We start from the raw sequence: 18,269 nt of genomic DNA, 5'->3' as shown, positions 1-18,269 counted from the left end.
GTTCAACATATATAGCAGTTCTTTTTCGAGCAAAGGCGGCTGCATCAACCAAAATTATTGCTGATACCTAACAACGCTAATGGACAATCCAGCTTAAAGAAAGAAGTTGAAAAGATGAAAAAAACAACAGAAATAAAAGAAGAATTAAATAGGGAGGCGGAATGGCAGCCGTGGATGGAGGAGCTTCAAAGCGATCCGCGGAAAAGTGTCCAGGCTTTATTGGCATCCTGGCAGCGCAAACGGGAGCAGCGCGGCAAGCTATTGCTGAATCATGGCTTGAAGCTGCAGTTTGATGCCGCATTCAGAAGTAGTGAAGGTGATTTGGTGGCAGGCATCGATGAAGCGGGACGCGGCCCTCTAGCAGGCCCTGTGGTGACCGCTGCTGTGATCTTGCCGAAAGATTGTTCGAGCTTGATTGGTTTGGACGACTCAAAGCAGCTAAGCAAAGCCAAACGCGATCGGTTTGCCGAAATCATCAAGCGGATTGCCGTTAGCTATGCAGTCCATGTTCAGCCGCCCAAAGAGATTGACCGGATCAATATCTATCAGGCGACAAAAAGCTCAATGACAGAAGCGGCTCTAGCTCTAACTCCACAGCCTGCCATCGTGCTGGCTGATGCCATGATGCTGGATGTGCCGATGCCGTGTGAATCCATTATCAAGGGGGATGCCAAGAGCCTGAGCATTGCAGCAGCTTCGATATTGGCCAAGACGGGAAGAGATGCCCTTATGACGGAGTATGCTGCCCAGTATCCGCAATACGGGTTTGACAAGCATGCCGGCTACGGGACAAAAGAGCATGTCGCAGCGCTTGAAAAATACGGCCCTTGCGAAATCCACCGCACAACATTCGAACCGGTCAAATCTCTTTTGACGCAAAATTCACTGTTTTAAGCAGGTTAAGTTTTGCCAGAACAGCTAACAACGGTGGACATTTTATGACAACTTTAATACAATGGTAGAGGCAATAAAATTACGATAGAGATGTTTGATTGGAGGATGACAGATGAATATCCATGAATATCAAGGAAAAGAACTCCTCAGACAATACGGCGTAGCAGTTTCTTACGGCACTGTTGCTTTTTCTCCGGAAGAAGCAGTAAAGGCAGCTAAAGAACTGAGTACGGATATTGTCGTGGTAAAAGCACAAATCCACGCAGGTGGACGAGGCAAAGCCGGCGGTGTTAAAATCGCTAAAAACCTGGATGAAGTCCGTACATACGCGAAGGAACTTTTAGGTAAAGTTCTTGTGACTCACCAGACAGGTCCAGAAGGCAAAGAAATCAAACGCCTGTTGATCGAAGAAGGATCTGACATCAAGAAGGAATATTATGTCGGATTGGTGCTTGACCGCCAAACTTCACGCGTCACTCTTATGGGTTCTGAAGAAGGCGGAGTTGATATCGAGGAAGTTTCTGAGAACACTCCTGAAAAAATCTTCAAAGAAGTTATCGACCCAGTGATCGGTTTGACTGGTTTCCAGGCACGCCGCATGGCTTTCAACATGAACATTCCGCCTAAGCTTGTAAACAAAGCAGCGAAATTCATGCTTGGCCTTTACACTGTATTTATCGAAAAAGACGCTTCAATCGTCGAAATCAATCCGTTGGTAGAAACTGGCGACGGCAATATTCTGGCGCTTGATGCAAAATTCGATTTCGATGAAAACGCTCTTTACCGCCACAAAGACATTGTGGAACTTCGTGATTTCGACGAAGAGGATTCAAAAGAAATTGAAGCTTCCAAGTATGACTTGAGCTATATTTCTTTGGATGGGAACATCGGCTGTATGGTTAACGGCGCCGGACTTGCTATGGCAACGATGGATACGATCAACTACTACGGCGGAACACCCGCTAACTTCCTTGACGTTGGGGGCGGTGCTACCGCTGAGAAAGTAACGGAAGCTTTCAAGATCATTCTTTCTGATAAGAATGTAAAAGGAATCTTCGTTAACATTTTCGGCGGTATCATGAAGTGTGACATCATTGCGGAAGGCGTAATCCAGGCAGCAAAAGAAGTAAGCCTCGATGTACCTCTTGTAGTCCGTCTTGAAGGAACCAATGTAGAAATCGGTAAAAAACTGCTTAATGAATCAGGTCTTAATATTGTGGCTGCCGGTACAATGGCAGACGGCGCTAAACAGATCGTAGAACTTGTAGGCTAAAGAAGGGCAGGGACAAAAATGAGTGTATACATTAACAAAGACACAAAAGTGCTTGTACAGGGAATTACAGGGTCAACTGCCCTTTTCCATACAAAGCAAATGCTTGAATACGGAACGAAAATCGTTGCGGGTGTAACACCAGGTAAAGGCGGAACTGAAGCTGAAGGCGTACCTGTCTTCAATACTGTGGAAGATGCAGTAAAAGCTACAGGAGCAAACGTATCTGTAATTTACGTACCGGCACCTTTCGCAGCTGACGCAATTCTTGAAGCTGTTGAAGCTGAGCTTGACATGGCAATCTGCATCACTGAGCACATTCCTGTATTGGATATGGTCAAAGTGAAGCGTTACATGGAAGGCAAGAAAACACGTCTTGTTGGACCAAACTGCCCGGGCGTAATCACTCCGGATGAATGTAAAATCGGCATCATGCCTGGATACATTCATAAAAAAGGACACGTAGGCGTTGTTTCACGTTCTGGTACATTGACGTATGAAGCAACTCACCAGTTGTCTGAAGAGGGAATTGGCCAGTCGACAGCTGTCGGCATCGGCGGAGACCCAGTAAACGGCACGAACTTTATCGACGTATTGAAGGAATTCAACGAAGATGAAGATACTTACGCAGTCGTTATGATCGGTGAAATCGGCGGAACAGCTGAAGAAGAAGCTGCTGAGTGGGTTAAAGCCAACATGACTAAACCTGTAGTAGGATTTATCGGTGGACAAACTGCACCTGAAGGAAAACGTATGGGCCATGCCGGTGCGATCATTTCTGGAGGAAAAGGAACAGCTGCTGATAAAATCAAAGCAATGAACGAAGCGGGCATCGAAGTTGCAGACACTCCATCAGTTATCGGAGAAACTTTGATCAAAGTGATCAGAGAAAAAGGGTTATACGACAAGTGTAAAACCCATTAATACTAAAAGGCTCAAAACGTTGGTAACACAGCGTTTTGAGCCTTTTCTTTTTATTATTATTAATTCACTCGTACAAAGATTGAAATTTGGTTTTAAATTGGTTGTTTGAAATTTTATAAGTATTAGCGAATTAATCTACAGAAAATCCTTCAGTTAAGATTAAAAACAGATCCATAGCAAACCACATGCCAAATGCTATATAGAACAAGAAGATGAAAACATTTAATTTGTTAAAGCCCTTTTTGCTAAGTAAAATTACGAGGTATAAAAATAGCGTTATGTATAGCGGGTGTTCCCAGTAACCGGCATGCAAAGAATATTTATAAACAAAATAAGCGGCTGAAGTGAACCAAAGTATGGTTGCGACAAGGCGTATTTTCTGTAGAGCTTTCATTTTTCACGTCACCTTTCAGAGAGAGTCAGAAATGTAAGGTAGTAGCTGAGTTAATGGCAGCTAAATACAATGTTTGGATGAGCCTATAGAAAATAATTTTGATATCGTCATTTGGCCCAGCATTAGTAGAGGACCTTCCTATTTAGTTTAGCATTGTACTAAGTGAATTGATGCTGAGAAATGTAAGGGTTTAAATAAGTTCCAACACTGAAACCGTAAAGTAAGTTTGGCCCGTTATTGCAAAGTATTGCGAAAGTAATTTTTTTTGTGTAGAAAATATTACGGAGCATGTCAAACTATTCCGGGTTTACGCCAAGAGCAAAACCCCTTACTATAAAGAAGAGCTGCGTCTTAGCTGATGGAGCTTTTTGTATTTTAAAATAGAACAGGAGGAACAAAATGAACAAAGAATTTACGGAGCGCTTGTTGGCGCTGCATTACGTCTATCCAAAAAGTTTGCAAAAATTGCTGCCTCTGCTAGCTGAGGATCCCGATCTGTCAAAGCTTGAACGGAAAACCCCTTATGAATTAATGATGCTGTTGAATATCCAAATGGATCAAGCAGCCAAACTGAAAGCCTCTTATCAACAATCCCTGACGTTCCCCTTAAGTGAAACCTACAGAAAGCATAAGATACTCCCCATATCTTATCAACATCCTCTATATCCTGGAAGCCTGCTGGAACTGTTTGATCCACCCGCAATTCTTTACGCCAAAGGCGAAGCTGCTCTGCTTGAAGAACCAAAAAAAGTAGCCATTATCGGCTCGCGCAAAGCCTCTTCCTATAGCCAAAAAGCTTTGCAAAAGATTGTTCCGCCGCTGGTTGAACACGGGTTTGTCATTGTCAGCGGGTTGGCAAGAGGAGCGGATGCCATGGCTCATCAAAAAGCGATTGATTTGGGCGGCCGGACAATCGCTGTTACCGGCAGCGGCTTTCTGCATCCATACCCGAAAGAAAATGCAGCCTTAAACCATATAATAGAAGAAAAACATTTGGTTTTGACGGAATATCCGCCATATATGGAGCCGCGCAAATGGAACTTTCCGATGAGAAACCGCATTATCAGTGGTTTGTCCAGAGGCATCATTGTGACAGAAGCTCTTGTAAAAAGCGGAACCTTAAGTACGATCGAGCATGCATTAGACCATGGAAAGGATATTTTTGCGGTTCCCGGCGATATCGGTTCTCCCTTATCCGAAGGACCCCATAAATTAATTTTAGAAGGGGCAAAACCGGTATGGAATGGCTGGCAAGTGCTAGAAGAATACCAGCAAATGACAGCTGAAAAAAGATGAAAAAAATGAAAAGCCTTGCATTAAGCCAAAATCTGTTATACATTTTGCAACAGGTAATTCTTTTAAGCAGTTTTGAGAAACCTCTATGAGGAGGAAATAGTTATGGCGGATTTTTTAGTGATTGTTGAGTCGCCTGCAAAGGCTAAGACAATCGAACGGTATTTGGGCAAGAAATATAAAGTCCGTGCTTCACTTGGACATTTACGCGATTTGCCCCGGAGTCAAATGGGTGTGGACGTGGAAAACAATTATGAACCTCGTTATATTACGATAAGAGGCAAAGGCCCGATATTACAGGATCTTAAAAAAGAAGCGAAAAAAGCGAAGAAAGTCTTTCTCGCAGCTGACCCCGACAGAGAAGGGGAAGCGATTGCATGGCATTTGGCCACTGCACTCGGAATTGACCAAACTTCGGATTGCCGTGTGGTCTTTAATGAAATCACTAAAGATGCCATTAAGGAATCGTTCAAACACCCGCGCAAAATTGATATGGATCTGGTCGATGCGCAACAGGCACGCCGAATTTTGGATCGTCTTGTTGGCTACAGCATCAGCCCACTGCTTTGGAAAAAGGTTAAAAAAGGATTATCTGCTGGGCGCGTACAATCTGTAGCTCTTCGGCTGGTCATTGATCGGGAAAATGAAATTAAAAGCTTTGAACCGGAAGAATACTGGTCCATTACGGGAGAGTTTGAAAAAGCCAAGAAGCAATTCGAAGCACAATTCTACGGCAATACAAAAGAAAAAATGAAACTGAACAACGAAGCAGATGTCAAAGCTGTCATGGCTTCCATGAAAGGCAAAGACTTTACAGTAAACCGCGTGGTGAAAAAAGAGAGAAAAAGAAATCCATCCCCTTCTTTTACAACCTCTTCACTCCAGCAGGAAGCAGCCCGCAAATTAAACTTCCGAGCCAAAAAAACAATGATGCTTGCACAGCAATTGTATGAAGGTATTGCAGTCGGAAAAGAAGGCATTACCGGTTTGATTACTTACATGCGAACGGATTCTACACGTATCTCGGATACGGCGAAAAAAGATACGATTGATTTTATCGTTGAAAACTACGGTGAGCAATACGTTACGCAAAAAGCGGCTGCCAAGCAGTCAGCAAAATCACAGGATGCCCACGAAGCGGTGCGTCCGACGAGTGTAATGCGGACTCCGGAATCGATGAAAAGCATCCTGTCCCGGGATCTCCACCGTTTGTATAAACTGATTTGGGATCGTTTTGTTGCCAGCCAAATGGCGCCAGCAGTTTTGGATACCGTTATGGCGGAACTGCAGAATGGTGAAGCGGTATTCCGTGCAAACGGTTCACAAGTTAAATTTCCTGGTTTCATGAAACTTTACATTGAAGGTACAGACGATCAAAAAGAAGAAAAAGATAATATTTTGCCGGAAATGGCTGAAGGCGACATCGTGAAAGCGGTTGAAGTTACGCCCAATCAGCATTTTACGCAGCCGCCTCCACGTTTTACAGAGGCCCGTTTGGTACGGACACTCGAAGAACTTGGAATAGGACGTCCGTCAACCTATGCACCAACACTGGATACCATCCAAAAGCGCGGATACGTGACGCTGGATGCTAAACGATTCATTCCGACCGAATTAGGCGAAATCGTCCATCAGTTGGTACTCGAATTTTTCCCTGATATTCTGAATATCGAATTCACCGCTAAAATGGAGCACGATCTGGATACCGTTGAAGAAGGTGAAATCGAGTGGCGTTCGATCATCAACGCATTTTATCTGGAGTTTGAGAAAAATGTTGAAGTGGCAGAAGAAGAAATGGAAAAAGTACAGATCAAAGATGAGCCGGTAGGCGAAGATTGTGAATTATGCGGTTCGCCGCTGGTCTACAAGCTTGGGCGATACGGTAAATTCATGGCCTGCAGCAATTTTCCGGAATGCCGCAATACAAAAGCCATCGTCAAGCATATTGGCGTTAAATGCCCGACATGCAAAGAAGGCGAGATTGTTGAAAGAAAAAGCAAAAAACGCCGTATTTTCTACGGCTGTGAACGCTATCCGGAATGTGAGTTTGTATCGTGGGACAAACCGATCGAACGGCCATGTCCGAAATGCAGCGAACTGCTGGTAGAGAAAAAAGTGAAAAAAGGCGTTCAAATCAATTGCACAAGCTGCGATTATAAAGAAGAAGTTCAATAATCATATAGAGGTGTTTTAAATGACGAAATTTGTAAACGTAATTGGAGCAGGACTGGCTGGCAGTGAAGCAGCCTGGCAAATCGCCAAACGGGGAGTCAATGTCCGTTTATATGAAATGCGCCCAGTAAAACAGACCCCAGCCCATCACACCGACAAATTTGCAGAGCTGGTTTGCAGCAACTCGCTGCGCGCCAATTCCTTGACCAATGCAGTCGGTGTCATCAAAGAGGAAATGCGCAAACTGGACTCGGTAATTATCGAGTCGGCTGACCGGGCATCTGTTCCCGCCGGTGGAGCGCTTGCGGTAGATCGCCACGAGTTCGCAGGTGCAGTAACTGACAAAGTCAGAAACCACCCGCTTGTCGAAGTGATCAATGAAGAAGTGACTGAAATTCCAGAAGGCATCACAATTATTGCCACTGGTCCCCTTACCTCTCCAGCGCTGGCCGAAAAGATTCGTAAATTGACAGGCGAAGATTACTTGTACTTTTACGATGCGGCAGCACCGATTGTTGAAAAAGACAGCATCGATATGGATAAAGTCTATTTGAAATCCCGCTACGACAAAGGGGAAGCAGCTTATTTGAACTGTCCAATGACTGAAGAAGAGTTCAAACGTTTCCATACAGCGCTTGTCGAAGCGGAAGTGGTACCGTTGAAAGAATTTGAAAAAGAGATTTATTTTGAAGGCTGCATGCCGGTAGAAGTCATGGCCTCACGAGGTGAGAAAACCCTGACTTTCGGACCGATGAAGCCGGTAGGGCTGGAAGATCCGAAAACAGGTAAAATTCCTTACGCGGTCGTTCAGCTTCGCCAGGATGATGCAGCGGGAACGCTTTACAATATCGTTGGGTTCCAGACGCATCTGAAATGGGGACCTCAAAAAGAAGTGCTCAAATTGATTCCGGGATTAGAAAACGTGGAAATTGTGCGTTATGGTGTCATGCACCGCAATACGTTTATCAATTCCCCACGCGTCTTAAAGCCGACTTACCAGTTAAAAGCTGACGAGAACATCTTCTTTGCCGGTCAAATGACTGGTGTAGAAGGGTATGTTGAATCAGCAGGCAGTGGTTTGCTGGCAGGGATCAATGCGGCAAAACTAGCATTGGGTGAAGAGTTGCTGGTATTCCCTGCTGAAACGGCTTTAGGCAGCATGGCCCGTTACATCACGGAGGCGGACAGCAAAAACTTCCAGCCGATGAATGTTAACTTTGGGTTGTTCCCGGATCTGGGCGAACGGATCCGTTCAAAACAGGAGCGTGCAGAAAAACACGCAAACCGGGCATTGGCTTCAATTCAAAATTATATGAATACAGTGACTGTTTAATTGATAAAAGCCTCTAAATGTTGTTATAATTTAGAGGCTTTTGTATTTGGTGAAAGGTGGAGCATAGATGGAGAAAGAGAAGATGCTTGAATCTTTTATGACTTATATTCAACTGGAGAAAAATTATTCTGAACACACCGTCCACCATTATGCGCATGATTTGGCGGATTTTTTTCTGTTTCTGAATGCGGAAGGCGTGCCTGATATCAGAGAAGTCGAATATATGCATGCACGAAACTATGTTACGAAACTATACGATGCCAAATTATCCCGAACCACCGTTTCCAGAAAAATTTCTGCAATCCGTTCTTTTTTCCGTTACGGCAATCGTGAGTTTGGTTTGGATGAAGCTGCATTCAGATCGCTGTACCATCCGAAAAAAGAAGAACGGCTGCCGCAATTTTTCTATGAGGAAGAGCTGGCGCAGCTTTTTAAGTCGGTACTGGGGGAAGACAAGCTGTCTATCCGCAACACAGCACTTTTGGAACTGCTGTATGCGACGGGGATGCGCGTCAGCGAATGCGTTTCTATTCGCTTAAGCGATTTAGACCAGACCATGCAGATTGTGAAAGTGATGGGAAAAGGCAGAAAAGAGCGTTACATTCCTTATGGCCAGTTTGCACAGGACGCACTGGAACATTACTTGGAAGATGCGCGTCCTAAACTGATGAAGAACCAAAAACACGATTACTTGTTTGTAAATAGCCGTGGAGAGACGGTAACGGACCGGGGCGTTCGCCACATTTTAAGCGAATGCATGAAAAAAGCCTCTGTCAACTCTTCTATTTACCCGCATATGATTCGCCATACGTTCGCAACTCATCTGATAAACAACGGAGCCGATATTCGGACCGTCCAGGAATTGCTGGGGCATTCCCATTTGAGTTCTACGCAAGTGTATACGCATGTCACCAAAGAGCATTTACGAAATACGTATTTAAATTCGCACCCGAGAGCTTAGAAAGGGGAATTTTACGATGCAGCAATTTCACGCTACCACGATATTCGCAGTTCAACATAACGGCGAATGTGCCATGTCTGGCGATGGCCAAGTGACATTTGGCAATGCCGTAGTCATGAAGCATACAGCAAAAAAAGTACGTAAATTATACAATGGCCAGGTTCTGACTGGATTTGCAGGATCTGTTGCAGATGCTTTTACATTGTTTGAAATGTTTGAAGGCAAACTGACCGAGTATAACGGCAACCTCCAACGGGCAGCGGTCGAACTCGCCAAGCAATGGCGGGGCGACAAAATGCTTCGCCAACTGGAAGCCATGCTCATCATCATGAACAAAGATGAATTGCTGCTGGTGTCAGGCACCGGAGAAGTCATCGAACCCGACGATGGGATTTTAGCCATCGGTTCAGGCGGAAACTATGCACTGGCTGCGGGGCGTGCGTTGAAAAAATACGCCGGCGACAATATGACTGCCGCACAAATTGCACAATCTGCGCTTGAAACAGCTGCAGACATCTGTGTCTACACCAATCATCAAATCATAGTGGAGGAATTGTCCTAATGAAAAATCAAACCGATTTAACGCCAAGACAAATTACTGACCACCTGGACCGCTATATCGTCGGCCAAAAAGATGCGAAGCGGTCGATTGCCATCGCTTTGCGCAACCGCTACCGCAGAAGCCGGCTGGATGAAGAAATGCGCGGTGAAGTTATTCCAAAAAACATTTTAATGATCGGGCCAACAGGTGTCGGGAAAACTGAAATCGCCCGCCGGATTGCCAAATTGACCGGGGCTCCTTTCATCAAAGTGGAAGCGACCAAGTTTACTGAAGTTGGCTATGTCGGCCGCGACGTTGAATCCATGGTGCGCGACCTGGTTGAAGCAGCCGTAAGGATTGTTAAAGAAGAAAAGTTCGAAGCGGTCCAATTTCAGGCAGAGTCAGCCGCCAATGAACGAATCGTAAAATTATTGGCTCCATCGATGCGTAAAAAGCAAACGAACCAAAACCCGCTGGAGATGCTTTTCGGCCAGAAACTTGAGCAGGAAGAAGAAGAACCTACTGCGGAAGTGGAAGTGCGTGTCAAAAGAAGAGAAATTGCTGCTGACTTGAAAGCCGGCAAACTGGAAGACGAATGGGTAACCGTCGAAGTGGTTGAAAATTCCCTTTCCATGTTTGATGCGCTGCAGGGCTCGGGTATGGAGCAGATGGGCGCAAACATGCAGGATGCGTTTTCGTCGCTTATGCCAAAGAAAAAGAAAAAACGGCGTTTGCAGGTAAAAGAAGCCCGTCGCATTTTGACAGCGGAAGAGGCGGCCAAACTCGTGGATGATGAAGAAGTGGCAATGGAAGCGATCGAGCGTGCAGAACAGCATGGCATTATTTTTATCGATGAAATGGACAAAATAGCCAGCAAGGGCAATTCTTCTTCTGCGGATGTTTCGCGGGAAGGCGTTCAACGTGATATTTTGCCAATAGTCGAAGGCTCCACAGTTTCTACGAAATACGGCGCAGTCAAAACGGATTATGTGCTGTTCGTTGCTGCAGGCGCATTTCATATGTCCAAGCCATCCGATTTAATACCGGAATTGCAGGGACGCTTCCCGATTCGGGTAGAACTGCAGAAGCTGGAAGTAGAGGATTTTGTTAAAATTCTAACAGAACCAAAACATTCTTTGATAAATCAATATAAAGCCCTTCTCGAAACCGAGGGAGTTGTGGTACACTTCAATGATGCCTCAATAATCAGACTTGCAGAAATTGCATATGAAGTAAATCAGGACACAGATAACATCGGCGCGCGCAGGCTGCACACAATATTGGAGCGCTTGTTGGAAGATTTGTCTTTCGAAGCTTCCGAGATTTCACCGGCACAAATTGACATAACCCCCCAATATGTGAACGAAAAACTCGAGAATGTGGCAAAAAACAAAGACTTGTCACAATTTATTCTGTAAAACAAGGCAAATTAGTTTCAATAAAGAGTAAAAACCTTTAGAATATTGAATAAATACGGAACGAATTATGTAGGAGGTTCATTTAAATGAATTTATTAGGAAAAACAAGACGAATTAACTCTATGCTGGAAGCAGCAGGCGGAAAAAAAGTAAACTTTAAAGATATGGCTGAAACTTTAAGCGAAGTGATCGAATGCAACGCATTCGTCGTTAGCCGTAAAGGTAAAGTATTGGGTTACGCAATCAATCAGCAAATCGAGAACGAACGCATGATAGGGATGCTGGAAGAGCGTCAATTTCCGATTGAATACACACAAAAACTTTCAAACATCACCGAAACTACTGAAAACTTGGACGTTAACAGCGAACACACGATTTTCCCTGTGGAAGAACGTGAATTGTTCAAAAACGGCTTAACAACTATCGTACCGATCAACGGCGGCGGCGAACGTCTTGGAACATTGCTTCTTGGGCGCGTTGACGCAGAATTCCATGACGATGATTTAATTCTTGGCGAATACGGCGCAACTGTTGTAGGGATGGAAATCCTTCGCGAAAAAGGCGACCGCATCGAAGAAGAAGCACGCAGCAAAGCTGTCGTGCAAATGGCGATTTCTTCACTTTCATACAGCGAACTTGAAGCAATCGAACATATTTTTGAAGAGCTTGACGGCAACGAAGGTTTGCTTGTCGCTTCAAAAATCGCTGACCGTGTAGGTATTACGCGTTCAGTTATCGTTAACGCACTTCGTAAGCTTGAAAGTGCAGGCGTTATCGAATCACGTTCTCTAGGAATGAAAGGGACGTACATCAAAGTATTGAACACAAAATTCCTTGCAGAACTTGAACAATTGAAAATGAACTAATGAACTCTTAAAAGGTGCCGGAAATTTTCCGGCACCTTTTGTTATTGGCATTTTCATTTCTTGAAAGAAACTTGTTGCGGTGTGAAGGAATAGCATGGTATAATTTCAAATGGTGTTAAATACACACGCATTTCGATTTGAGCCGCAGGTGCCCAACCGGGTAACGGTTCAGAGAAGAAAAATGCGGAGGGAAAAAATAACCTATCAGGAGGAAACATATCATGGCAGTAATCTCAATGAAACAATTGTTAGAAGCTGGTGTACACTTTGGCCACCAAACTCGCCGCTGGAACCCGAAAATGAAAAAATATATCTTCGTGGAACGTAACGGCATCTACATTATCGATCTTCAAAAAACAGTCCGCAAATTGGAGGAAGCTTATAGCTTCATGAAACAAGTGGGCGAAGAAGGCGGTAAAGTACTTTTCGTTGGTACGAAGAAACAAGCTCAGGACGCGATCAAAGAAGAAGCAGAACGTTCTGGCAACTACTACATCAACCAACGTTGGTTGGGTGGAACACTTACAAACTTCGGTACAATCCAAAAACGTGTGAACCGTTTGAAACAAATCGAGCGTATGGAAGAAGATGGAACTTTTGAAGTTCTACCGAAAAAAGAAGTTGTTCAGTTGAAAAAACAACACGAACGCCTTGTTAAATTCCTTGGCGGTATCCGTGACATGAGTTCACTACCGGACGTAATGTTCGTAGTTGATCCACGTAAAGAACGCATTGCAGTTGCAGAAGCAATGAAATTGAACATCCCTATCGTTGGTATCGTTGATACGAACTGTGATCCGGATGAAATCGATTATGTTATTCCTGCAAACGACGATGCAATCCGCGCAGTTAAATTGTTAACTGGTAAAATGGCGGACGCTTTGCTTGAGTCAAAACCGGAAGAAGAAGAAGAAACTCAAGCTGAATCTGCTGAGTAATTCGCAATTTACACAGGTGATAAGCGGCCAACCCCACTTATCACCTTTTTTTGAGAAAATGCACCAAATTATAGAGGAGGAATTTAATCATGGCAGTTACAGCACAAATGGTAAAAGAATTGCGTGCAAAAACAGGCGCAGGTATGATGGATTGCAAAAAAGCTTTAGTGGAAACAGATGGAGATATGGAAGCGGCTCTAGATTTCTTGCGTGAAAAAGGTCTTTCAAGCGCTTCTAAAAAAGCAGACCGCATTGCAGCTGAAGGAACAACTTCAATTCTTGTTAAAGAAAACGAAGCAATTATCTTCGAAGTAAACGCAGAAACTGACTTTGTTGCGAAAAACGAAGGCTTCCAAACTTTGGTTAAAGAATTGGGCGAGCACTTGATCACTACAAAACCGGCTACAGTTGAAGAAGCTAACGCTTCAACAATGTCGAACGGTTTGACAGTTGCAGACCACATTTCAAACGCAATCGCTAAAATTGGTGAAAAAATCACTTTGCGCCGCTTTGAAATCCGTACAAAATCAGATGCTGACGCTTTTGGCCCTTACCTTCACATGGGTGGACGCATTTCAGTTCTAGTGGTTCTTGAAAACTCTACTGATTCAGATGCTGCTCGCGACATCGCTATGCACATCGCTGCATTAAACCCTAAATACGTTTCACGCGACGAAGTTTCTGCTGACGAAGTAGAACATGAACGCAAAATTTTGACTGAGCAAGCATTGAACGAAGGCAAGCCAGAAAAAATCGTTGCTAAAATGGTTGAAGGCCGCCTTGGCAAATATTTCGAAGACATCTGCTTGCTTGATCAGGCGTTTGTTAAGAACTCAGACCAAAAAGTTCGTGATTTTGCAGCTTCTACTGGTGGATCTGTTAAAGAATTCATCCGTTACGAAGTTGGAGAAGGCATCGAAAAACGTGAAGACAACTTTGCTGATGAAGTTATGAGCCAGGTTAACAAAAAATAACATTGTTTATTATATGATTTATCTTGGGGAACACGAGAATGTGTTCCCTATTTTTCAATAAAAGTGTAATGGAGGGTACCGATGAGTGTTCAGCAATATAAACGCATTGTATTAAAACTAAGTGGTGAAGCAATGGCAGGAGGACAAGGTTTCGGTCTGTCCCCTGAAATTATCAAATCAGTAGCAAGCCAGGTAAAAGAAGTGGTTGAACTTGGAGTGGAAGTTGCAGTCGTAGTTGGCGGCGGCAACATCTGGAGAGGCAAAGTCGGTTCTGAAATGGGTATGGACCGTGCAACAGCTGACTATATGGGCATGCTGGCAACGGTTATGAACTCGTTGGCTTTGCAGGATTCCTTGGAAAAGCAGGACGTTGAAACACGCGTTCTTTCATCCATCGAAATGCGCCAAGTCGCTGAGCCTTACATCCGCAGAAGAGCTATTCGCCACCTGGAGAAAAAGCGGGTTGTCATTTTTGCAGCTGGTACTGGAAATCCTTATTTTTCAACTGATACAACAGCAGCTTTGCGCGCGGCCGAAATCGAAGCCGATGTCATTTTAATGGCGAAGAACAATGTTGATGGCGTGTATTCAGCTGATCCGAAAACGGATTCCACTGCTGTGAAATATGAAGAACTTTCTTATTTCGAAGTGATTCAACAAGGCTTGCAGGTGATGGATTCTACCGCTTCCACACTTTGTATGGACAATGACATCCCACTCGTAGTATTCTCAATTATGGAAAACGGAAATATAAAACGGGCTGTACTCGGAGAAAAAATCGGGACAGTAGTGAGGAGAACGATATAATGCCGAAATCAGTGATGAATGACACTAAATCTAAAATGACCAATGCAATCCAGGCTTTTTCCCGTGATCTGGCTTCTATCCGTGCCGGACGTGCGACTCCATCTATTTTGGACAAGTTAACGATCGATTATTACGGTGCTCCAACACCGGTCAATCAAGTAGCAGGCATTTCGATTCCTGAAGCTCGTTTGATCATGATTCAGCCGTATGACAAATCGGTTCTTGGCGATATCGAGAAAGCCATCCTGAAATCCGACCTGGGCCTAAGCCCGTCAAACGATGGATCGGTCATCCGATTGGCAGTTCCTGCTTTGACGGAAGAGCGCCGCAAAGATCTTGTGAAACAAGTGAAAAAAGAAGCAGAAGAAGCGAAAGTCGGAATCCGCAATATCCGCCGCGATGCCAATGATGAGTTTAAAAAACTGGAGAAGAAAAGCGAAATTACAGTTGATGACTTGCGTGGCTATTCGGACGATGTTCAGAAATTGACAGATGACAACATCTCGAAAATTGATGAAATGGCTAAAGATAAAGAAAAAGAGATTATGGAAGTTTAAATCGAACTTCATTTCATGTCTGGCGTCCTGTTAAGCAGGACGCTTTTTCATGCCAAAAAATAACGCTGTCTCTTGAAAGAAGCGCACAATGCCGTTTTTTTTGATATGATAAGCATTAGACATGCCGATTTGCAATAGGTGGAGGACTAACTATGTTTAATAAACTATTAAAACGAAATACTGATTTGGTCTTGGAAAGTGGAGATCGCTCAGTTTTGATTTCAAACGAAGCCGTTCCGGCTCATATTGCGATTATTATGGACGGCAATGGGCGCTGGGCAAAAAAACGTTCACTTCCAAGAGTTGCCGGGCACCACGAAGGAATGAAGACTGTCCGCAAAGTGACCAAGCTTGCCAATGAACTTGGTGTCAGCGTATTAACTTTGTATGCATTTTCCACTGAAAATTGGAAACGGCCAAAAATCGAAGTGGATTTTTTGATGCGCTTGCCAGAAGAGTTTTTGACGACTTTTCTGCCGGAATTAATTGAGGAAAATGTTCGAGTGGAAATGATGGGATATCATCATAACTTGCCATTGCATACGCTCAGAGCCATAAAAAAAGCAAAAGAAGCAACAAAAGACAATACAGGGCTTGTGCTGAATTTTGCCTTGAATTATGGCAGCCGTGCAGAGATTGTAGATGCTGTAAAAGATATTGCAGCCCAAGTCGCGGCGGGAACGCTGGACGTCTGTGATATCAACGAAGACCTTATTTCCGGTGGATTGATGACAAAAGATCTGCCTGAACCGGATTTGCTGATTCGCACAAGCGGTGAAGTCCGTTTAAGCAATTTTATGCTTTGGCAATTGGCTTATACTGAGTTTTGGTTCACGGAAACCTTGTGGCCCGATTTTAATGAAGATTCCTTGCTTGAAGCGATTGAGATTTATCAAAAACGCAATCGCAGGTATGGAGGGTTGAAAGGAGACGAAGTGAAATGAAACAACGGATCATTACAGGCGTCATTGCGGCAGCTCTTTTCATTCCTTTTGTTATTTATGGCGGGATTCCATTTATTTTATTGGTTTATTTATTGGGTACGGTGGCATTACAAGAACTTTTGAAAATGAAGGGCCGGAGCTTAAGGAGCATTCCCGGCCTTATTTCGCTGTTGGCGCTTTACGCATTCATGCTGCCTGATCAGTGGGCGGTTCACGTTTATGAGTGGACAGGCTATGAAAAAGTCGAATTTGCATTTTTAGCTGTTATCCTTCTTTTAATACATACTGTAATAGTGAAAAACAGCTTTACTTTCGACGATGCTGCTTTTGCTGTTCTAGGAACTTTATATGTCGGCATCGGTTTCTTTTATTTTATCGAAACACGTGAAGCCAGCCTCAGTGTGTTGATTTTTGCATTGCTGGTTGTCTGGTTTACGGATTCCGGCGCTTATTTCACAGGGCGCAAAATTGGAAAACGGAAGCTATGGCCAGAAATTTCACCGAACAAAACGGTGGAAGGCTTTGTGGGTGGAATTTTTTGGGCAATTGGATTTGCGCTTGTTTTCAATTATTTCATTCCGTTAAACCACTCAATCTTTCTGGTTATTGTTGTAACTATCATCGCCTCGGTCTTTGGCCAGATGGGCGACTTGGTGGAATCAGCGTTAAAGCGCCATTTTAACGTAAAAGACTCTGGCTCAATCCTGCCTGGACATGGAGGGATTTTGGATCGCTTTGACAGCATCCTATTCGTTATGCCCTTGCTTCATTTTTTACATTTCATCTAAGAGAGGAAATTGCTGAATGGTTAAAAAAATCATCCTGCTGGGCGCTACCGGTTCTATTGGAGTGCAGACAGCTGACATTATTCGCGAACATCCGCAAGAATTTTCGTTAATTGGATTTTCTGCTGGAAAAAATATAGACATTACCCGCAAATTAATTGCTGAATTCAATCCTGAGATTGTCTGTGTACAGCAATTGCAGGATGCTAAAAGCTTAGCTGCTGAGTATCCTGCTGTGTCATTTGTAAATGGCGCCGAAGGATTGACGGAAATTGCTGTTTATGACGCAGATATTTTAGTGAATGCTGTACTCGGCAGTGTGGGTCTAGAACCGACACTGGAAGCGATCAAACTTGGCCGTACAATTGCGATTGCCAATAAAGAAACTTTGGTGACAGCAGGCCACTTGGTCATGGACAGCGCAAAACAATACGGAGCCGTCATTTTGCCGGTAGACAGCGAACACTCAGCCCTCTTCCAGGCACTGAACGGCGAAAAGAAAGATCAGGCCAGCCGATTGATCCTAACTGCTTCCGGAGGCAGCTTCCGTGACTTGACGCGAGAGCAGTTGAAAAATGTTTCCGTCCAGGATGCATTAAACCATCCCAACTGGTCGATGGGATCCAAGATCACCATTGATTCTGCTACCATGGTCAACAAAGGGCTTGAAGTGATCGAGGCACATATTCTGTTCGATTTTGCTTACGCGGACATTGATGTAGTTCTTCACCGCGAAAGCATCATCCACTCCATGGTTGAATTTCATGATACGAGTGTAATGGCGCAGCTCGGGACACCGGACATGCGCGTGCCGATTCAATACGCCTTGTCTTATCCAGATCGCCTGCCGCGTCCTCAAGCAAAGCGTTTGAACTTGGCTGAAATCGGAAAGTTGAATTTCAAGGAAATGGACTACAAACGTTTCCGTGCTTTGCAGCTGGCTTTTGATGCCGGTATTGCCGGAGGAACAATGACGACTGTTCTCAATGCAGCAAACGAACAGGCAGTTGCTTTATTCCTCAATGAAGAAATCAAATTCCTGCAGATCGAGGAAATGATTGAACGCGCCATGGACCAGCACGAAGTTCTGGTGAATCCGGATTTGGAAACGATTTTGCATGTCGATGCTGAAACGAGAAAATCTGTAAAAAACATGCTAAAATAACTAAAGATCAAAACCGAATAAGTTTATCCCGCT

17 protein-coding genes are annotated in these 18,269 nt (G+C 44.1%); all 17 read left to right on the top strand.

Annotated features, from left to right (window positions below):
- Positions 1-114: 114 nt before the first annotated feature.
- Complete coding sequence (locus tag QOZ98_RS03000; RefSeq protein ID WP_308786036.1) at positions 115-894, top strand: ribonuclease HII; 780 nt, start codon at positions 115-117, stop codon at positions 892-894.
- 112 nt (positions 895-1,006) lie between these two features.
- On the top strand, positions 1,007-2,167 hold the full coding sequence (sucC, locus tag QOZ98_RS02995; protein ID WP_308786035.1) for an ADP-forming succinate--CoA ligase subunit beta: 1,161 nt from the start codon (positions 1,007-1,009) through the stop codon (positions 2,165-2,167).
- Between the two features lie 18 nt (positions 2,168-2,185).
- On the top strand, positions 2,186-3,088 hold the full coding sequence (gene sucD, locus QOZ98_RS02990) for a succinate--CoA ligase subunit alpha (RefSeq protein ID WP_142826569.1): 903 nt from the start codon (positions 2,186-2,188) through the stop codon (positions 3,086-3,088).
- Positions 3,089-3,881: 793 nt separating this feature from the next.
- Positions 3,882-4,778, top strand: coding sequence for a DNA-processing protein DprA (gene dprA, locus QOZ98_RS02985; RefSeq protein ID WP_308786034.1), 897 nt, complete (start codon positions 3,882-3,884; stop codon positions 4,776-4,778).
- A gap of 102 nt (positions 4,779-4,880) precedes the next feature.
- Entirely contained in the window at positions 4,881-6,950 is a 2,070-nt protein-coding gene (gene topA / locus QOZ98_RS02980) for a type I DNA topoisomerase (protein ID WP_308786033.1), read from the top strand.
- 19 nt (positions 6,951-6,969) lie between these two features.
- Complete coding sequence (trmFO, locus tag QOZ98_RS02975; RefSeq protein WP_308786032.1) at positions 6,970-8,280, top strand: FADH(2)-oxidizing methylenetetrahydrofolate--tRNA-(uracil(54)-C(5))-methyltransferase TrmFO; 1,311 nt, start codon at positions 6,970-6,972, stop codon at positions 8,278-8,280.
- A gap of 67 nt (positions 8,281-8,347) precedes the next feature.
- A complete protein-coding gene (gene xerC, locus QOZ98_RS02970) occupies positions 8,348-9,241 on the top strand; it encodes a tyrosine recombinase XerC (RefSeq protein ID WP_308786031.1) in 894 nt (297 codons plus the stop codon).
- A gap of 16 nt (positions 9,242-9,257) precedes the next feature.
- On the top strand, positions 9,258-9,803 hold the full coding sequence (gene hslV, locus QOZ98_RS02965; RefSeq protein ID WP_142826563.1) for an ATP-dependent protease subunit HslV: 546 nt from the start codon (positions 9,258-9,260) through the stop codon (positions 9,801-9,803).
- A complete protein-coding gene (gene hslU / locus QOZ98_RS02960) occupies positions 9,803-11,200 on the top strand; it encodes an HslU--HslV peptidase ATPase subunit (protein WP_308786030.1) in 1,398 nt (465 codons plus the stop codon). Before hslV ends, hslU begins: the two co-directional genes overlap by 1 nt.
- Before the next feature lie 86 nt (positions 11,201-11,286).
- Entirely contained in the window at positions 11,287-12,066 is a 780-nt protein-coding gene (gene codY, locus QOZ98_RS02955; protein ID WP_308786029.1) for a GTP-sensing pleiotropic transcriptional regulator CodY, read from the top strand.
- A 221-nt stretch (positions 12,067-12,287) separates the two neighbouring features.
- Positions 12,288-13,004, top strand: coding sequence for a 30S ribosomal protein S2 (gene rpsB, locus QOZ98_RS02950; RefSeq protein ID WP_142826560.1), 717 nt, complete (start codon positions 12,288-12,290; stop codon positions 13,002-13,004).
- Between the two features lie 89 nt (positions 13,005-13,093).
- Complete coding sequence (gene tsf, locus QOZ98_RS02945; RefSeq protein WP_142826559.1) at positions 13,094-13,978, top strand: translation elongation factor Ts; 885 nt, start codon at positions 13,094-13,096, stop codon at positions 13,976-13,978.
- Between the two features lie 81 nt (positions 13,979-14,059).
- Positions 14,060-14,785, top strand: a complete 726-nt coding sequence (gene pyrH, locus QOZ98_RS02940; protein WP_006828253.1) for a UMP kinase — start codon at positions 14,060-14,062, stop codon at positions 14,783-14,785.
- Positions 14,785-15,342 (top strand): ribosome recycling factor, encoded by a 558-nt coding sequence (gene frr / locus QOZ98_RS02935; protein WP_142826558.1) that lies wholly within the window; start codon positions 14,785-14,787, stop codon positions 15,340-15,342. Before pyrH ends, frr begins: the two co-directional genes overlap by 1 nt.
- A 152-nt stretch (positions 15,343-15,494) precedes the next feature.
- The gene (locus QOZ98_RS02930) at positions 15,495-16,286 is read left to right on the top strand and encodes an isoprenyl transferase (RefSeq protein ID WP_142826557.1); all 792 of its coding nucleotides are present in this window, start codon (positions 15,495-15,497) and stop codon (positions 16,284-16,286) included.
- Positions 16,283-17,074: a phosphatidate cytidylyltransferase gene (locus QOZ98_RS02925; RefSeq protein ID WP_308786028.1), complete on the top strand. Its 792-nt coding sequence runs from the start codon at positions 16,283-16,285 to the stop codon at positions 17,072-17,074. Before QOZ98_RS02930 ends, QOZ98_RS02925 begins: the two co-directional genes overlap by 4 nt.
- 16 nt (positions 17,075-17,090) lie before the next feature.
- The gene (gene dxr / locus QOZ98_RS02920) at positions 17,091-18,236 is read left to right on the top strand and encodes a 1-deoxy-D-xylulose-5-phosphate reductoisomerase (RefSeq protein WP_308786027.1); all 1,146 of its coding nucleotides are present in this window, start codon (positions 17,091-17,093) and stop codon (positions 18,234-18,236) included.
- Positions 18,237-18,269: the final 33 nt, after the last annotated feature.

Origin of the sequence: Planomicrobium stackebrandtii, from assembly GCF_030814955.1 — a bacterium.
In the GTDB taxonomy this organism is placed as follows: Bacteria; Bacillota; Bacilli; order Bacillales_A; family Planococcaceae; genus Planococcus; species Planococcus stackebrandtii.
This window is presented reverse-complemented; position numbering and strand designations above follow the sequence as displayed.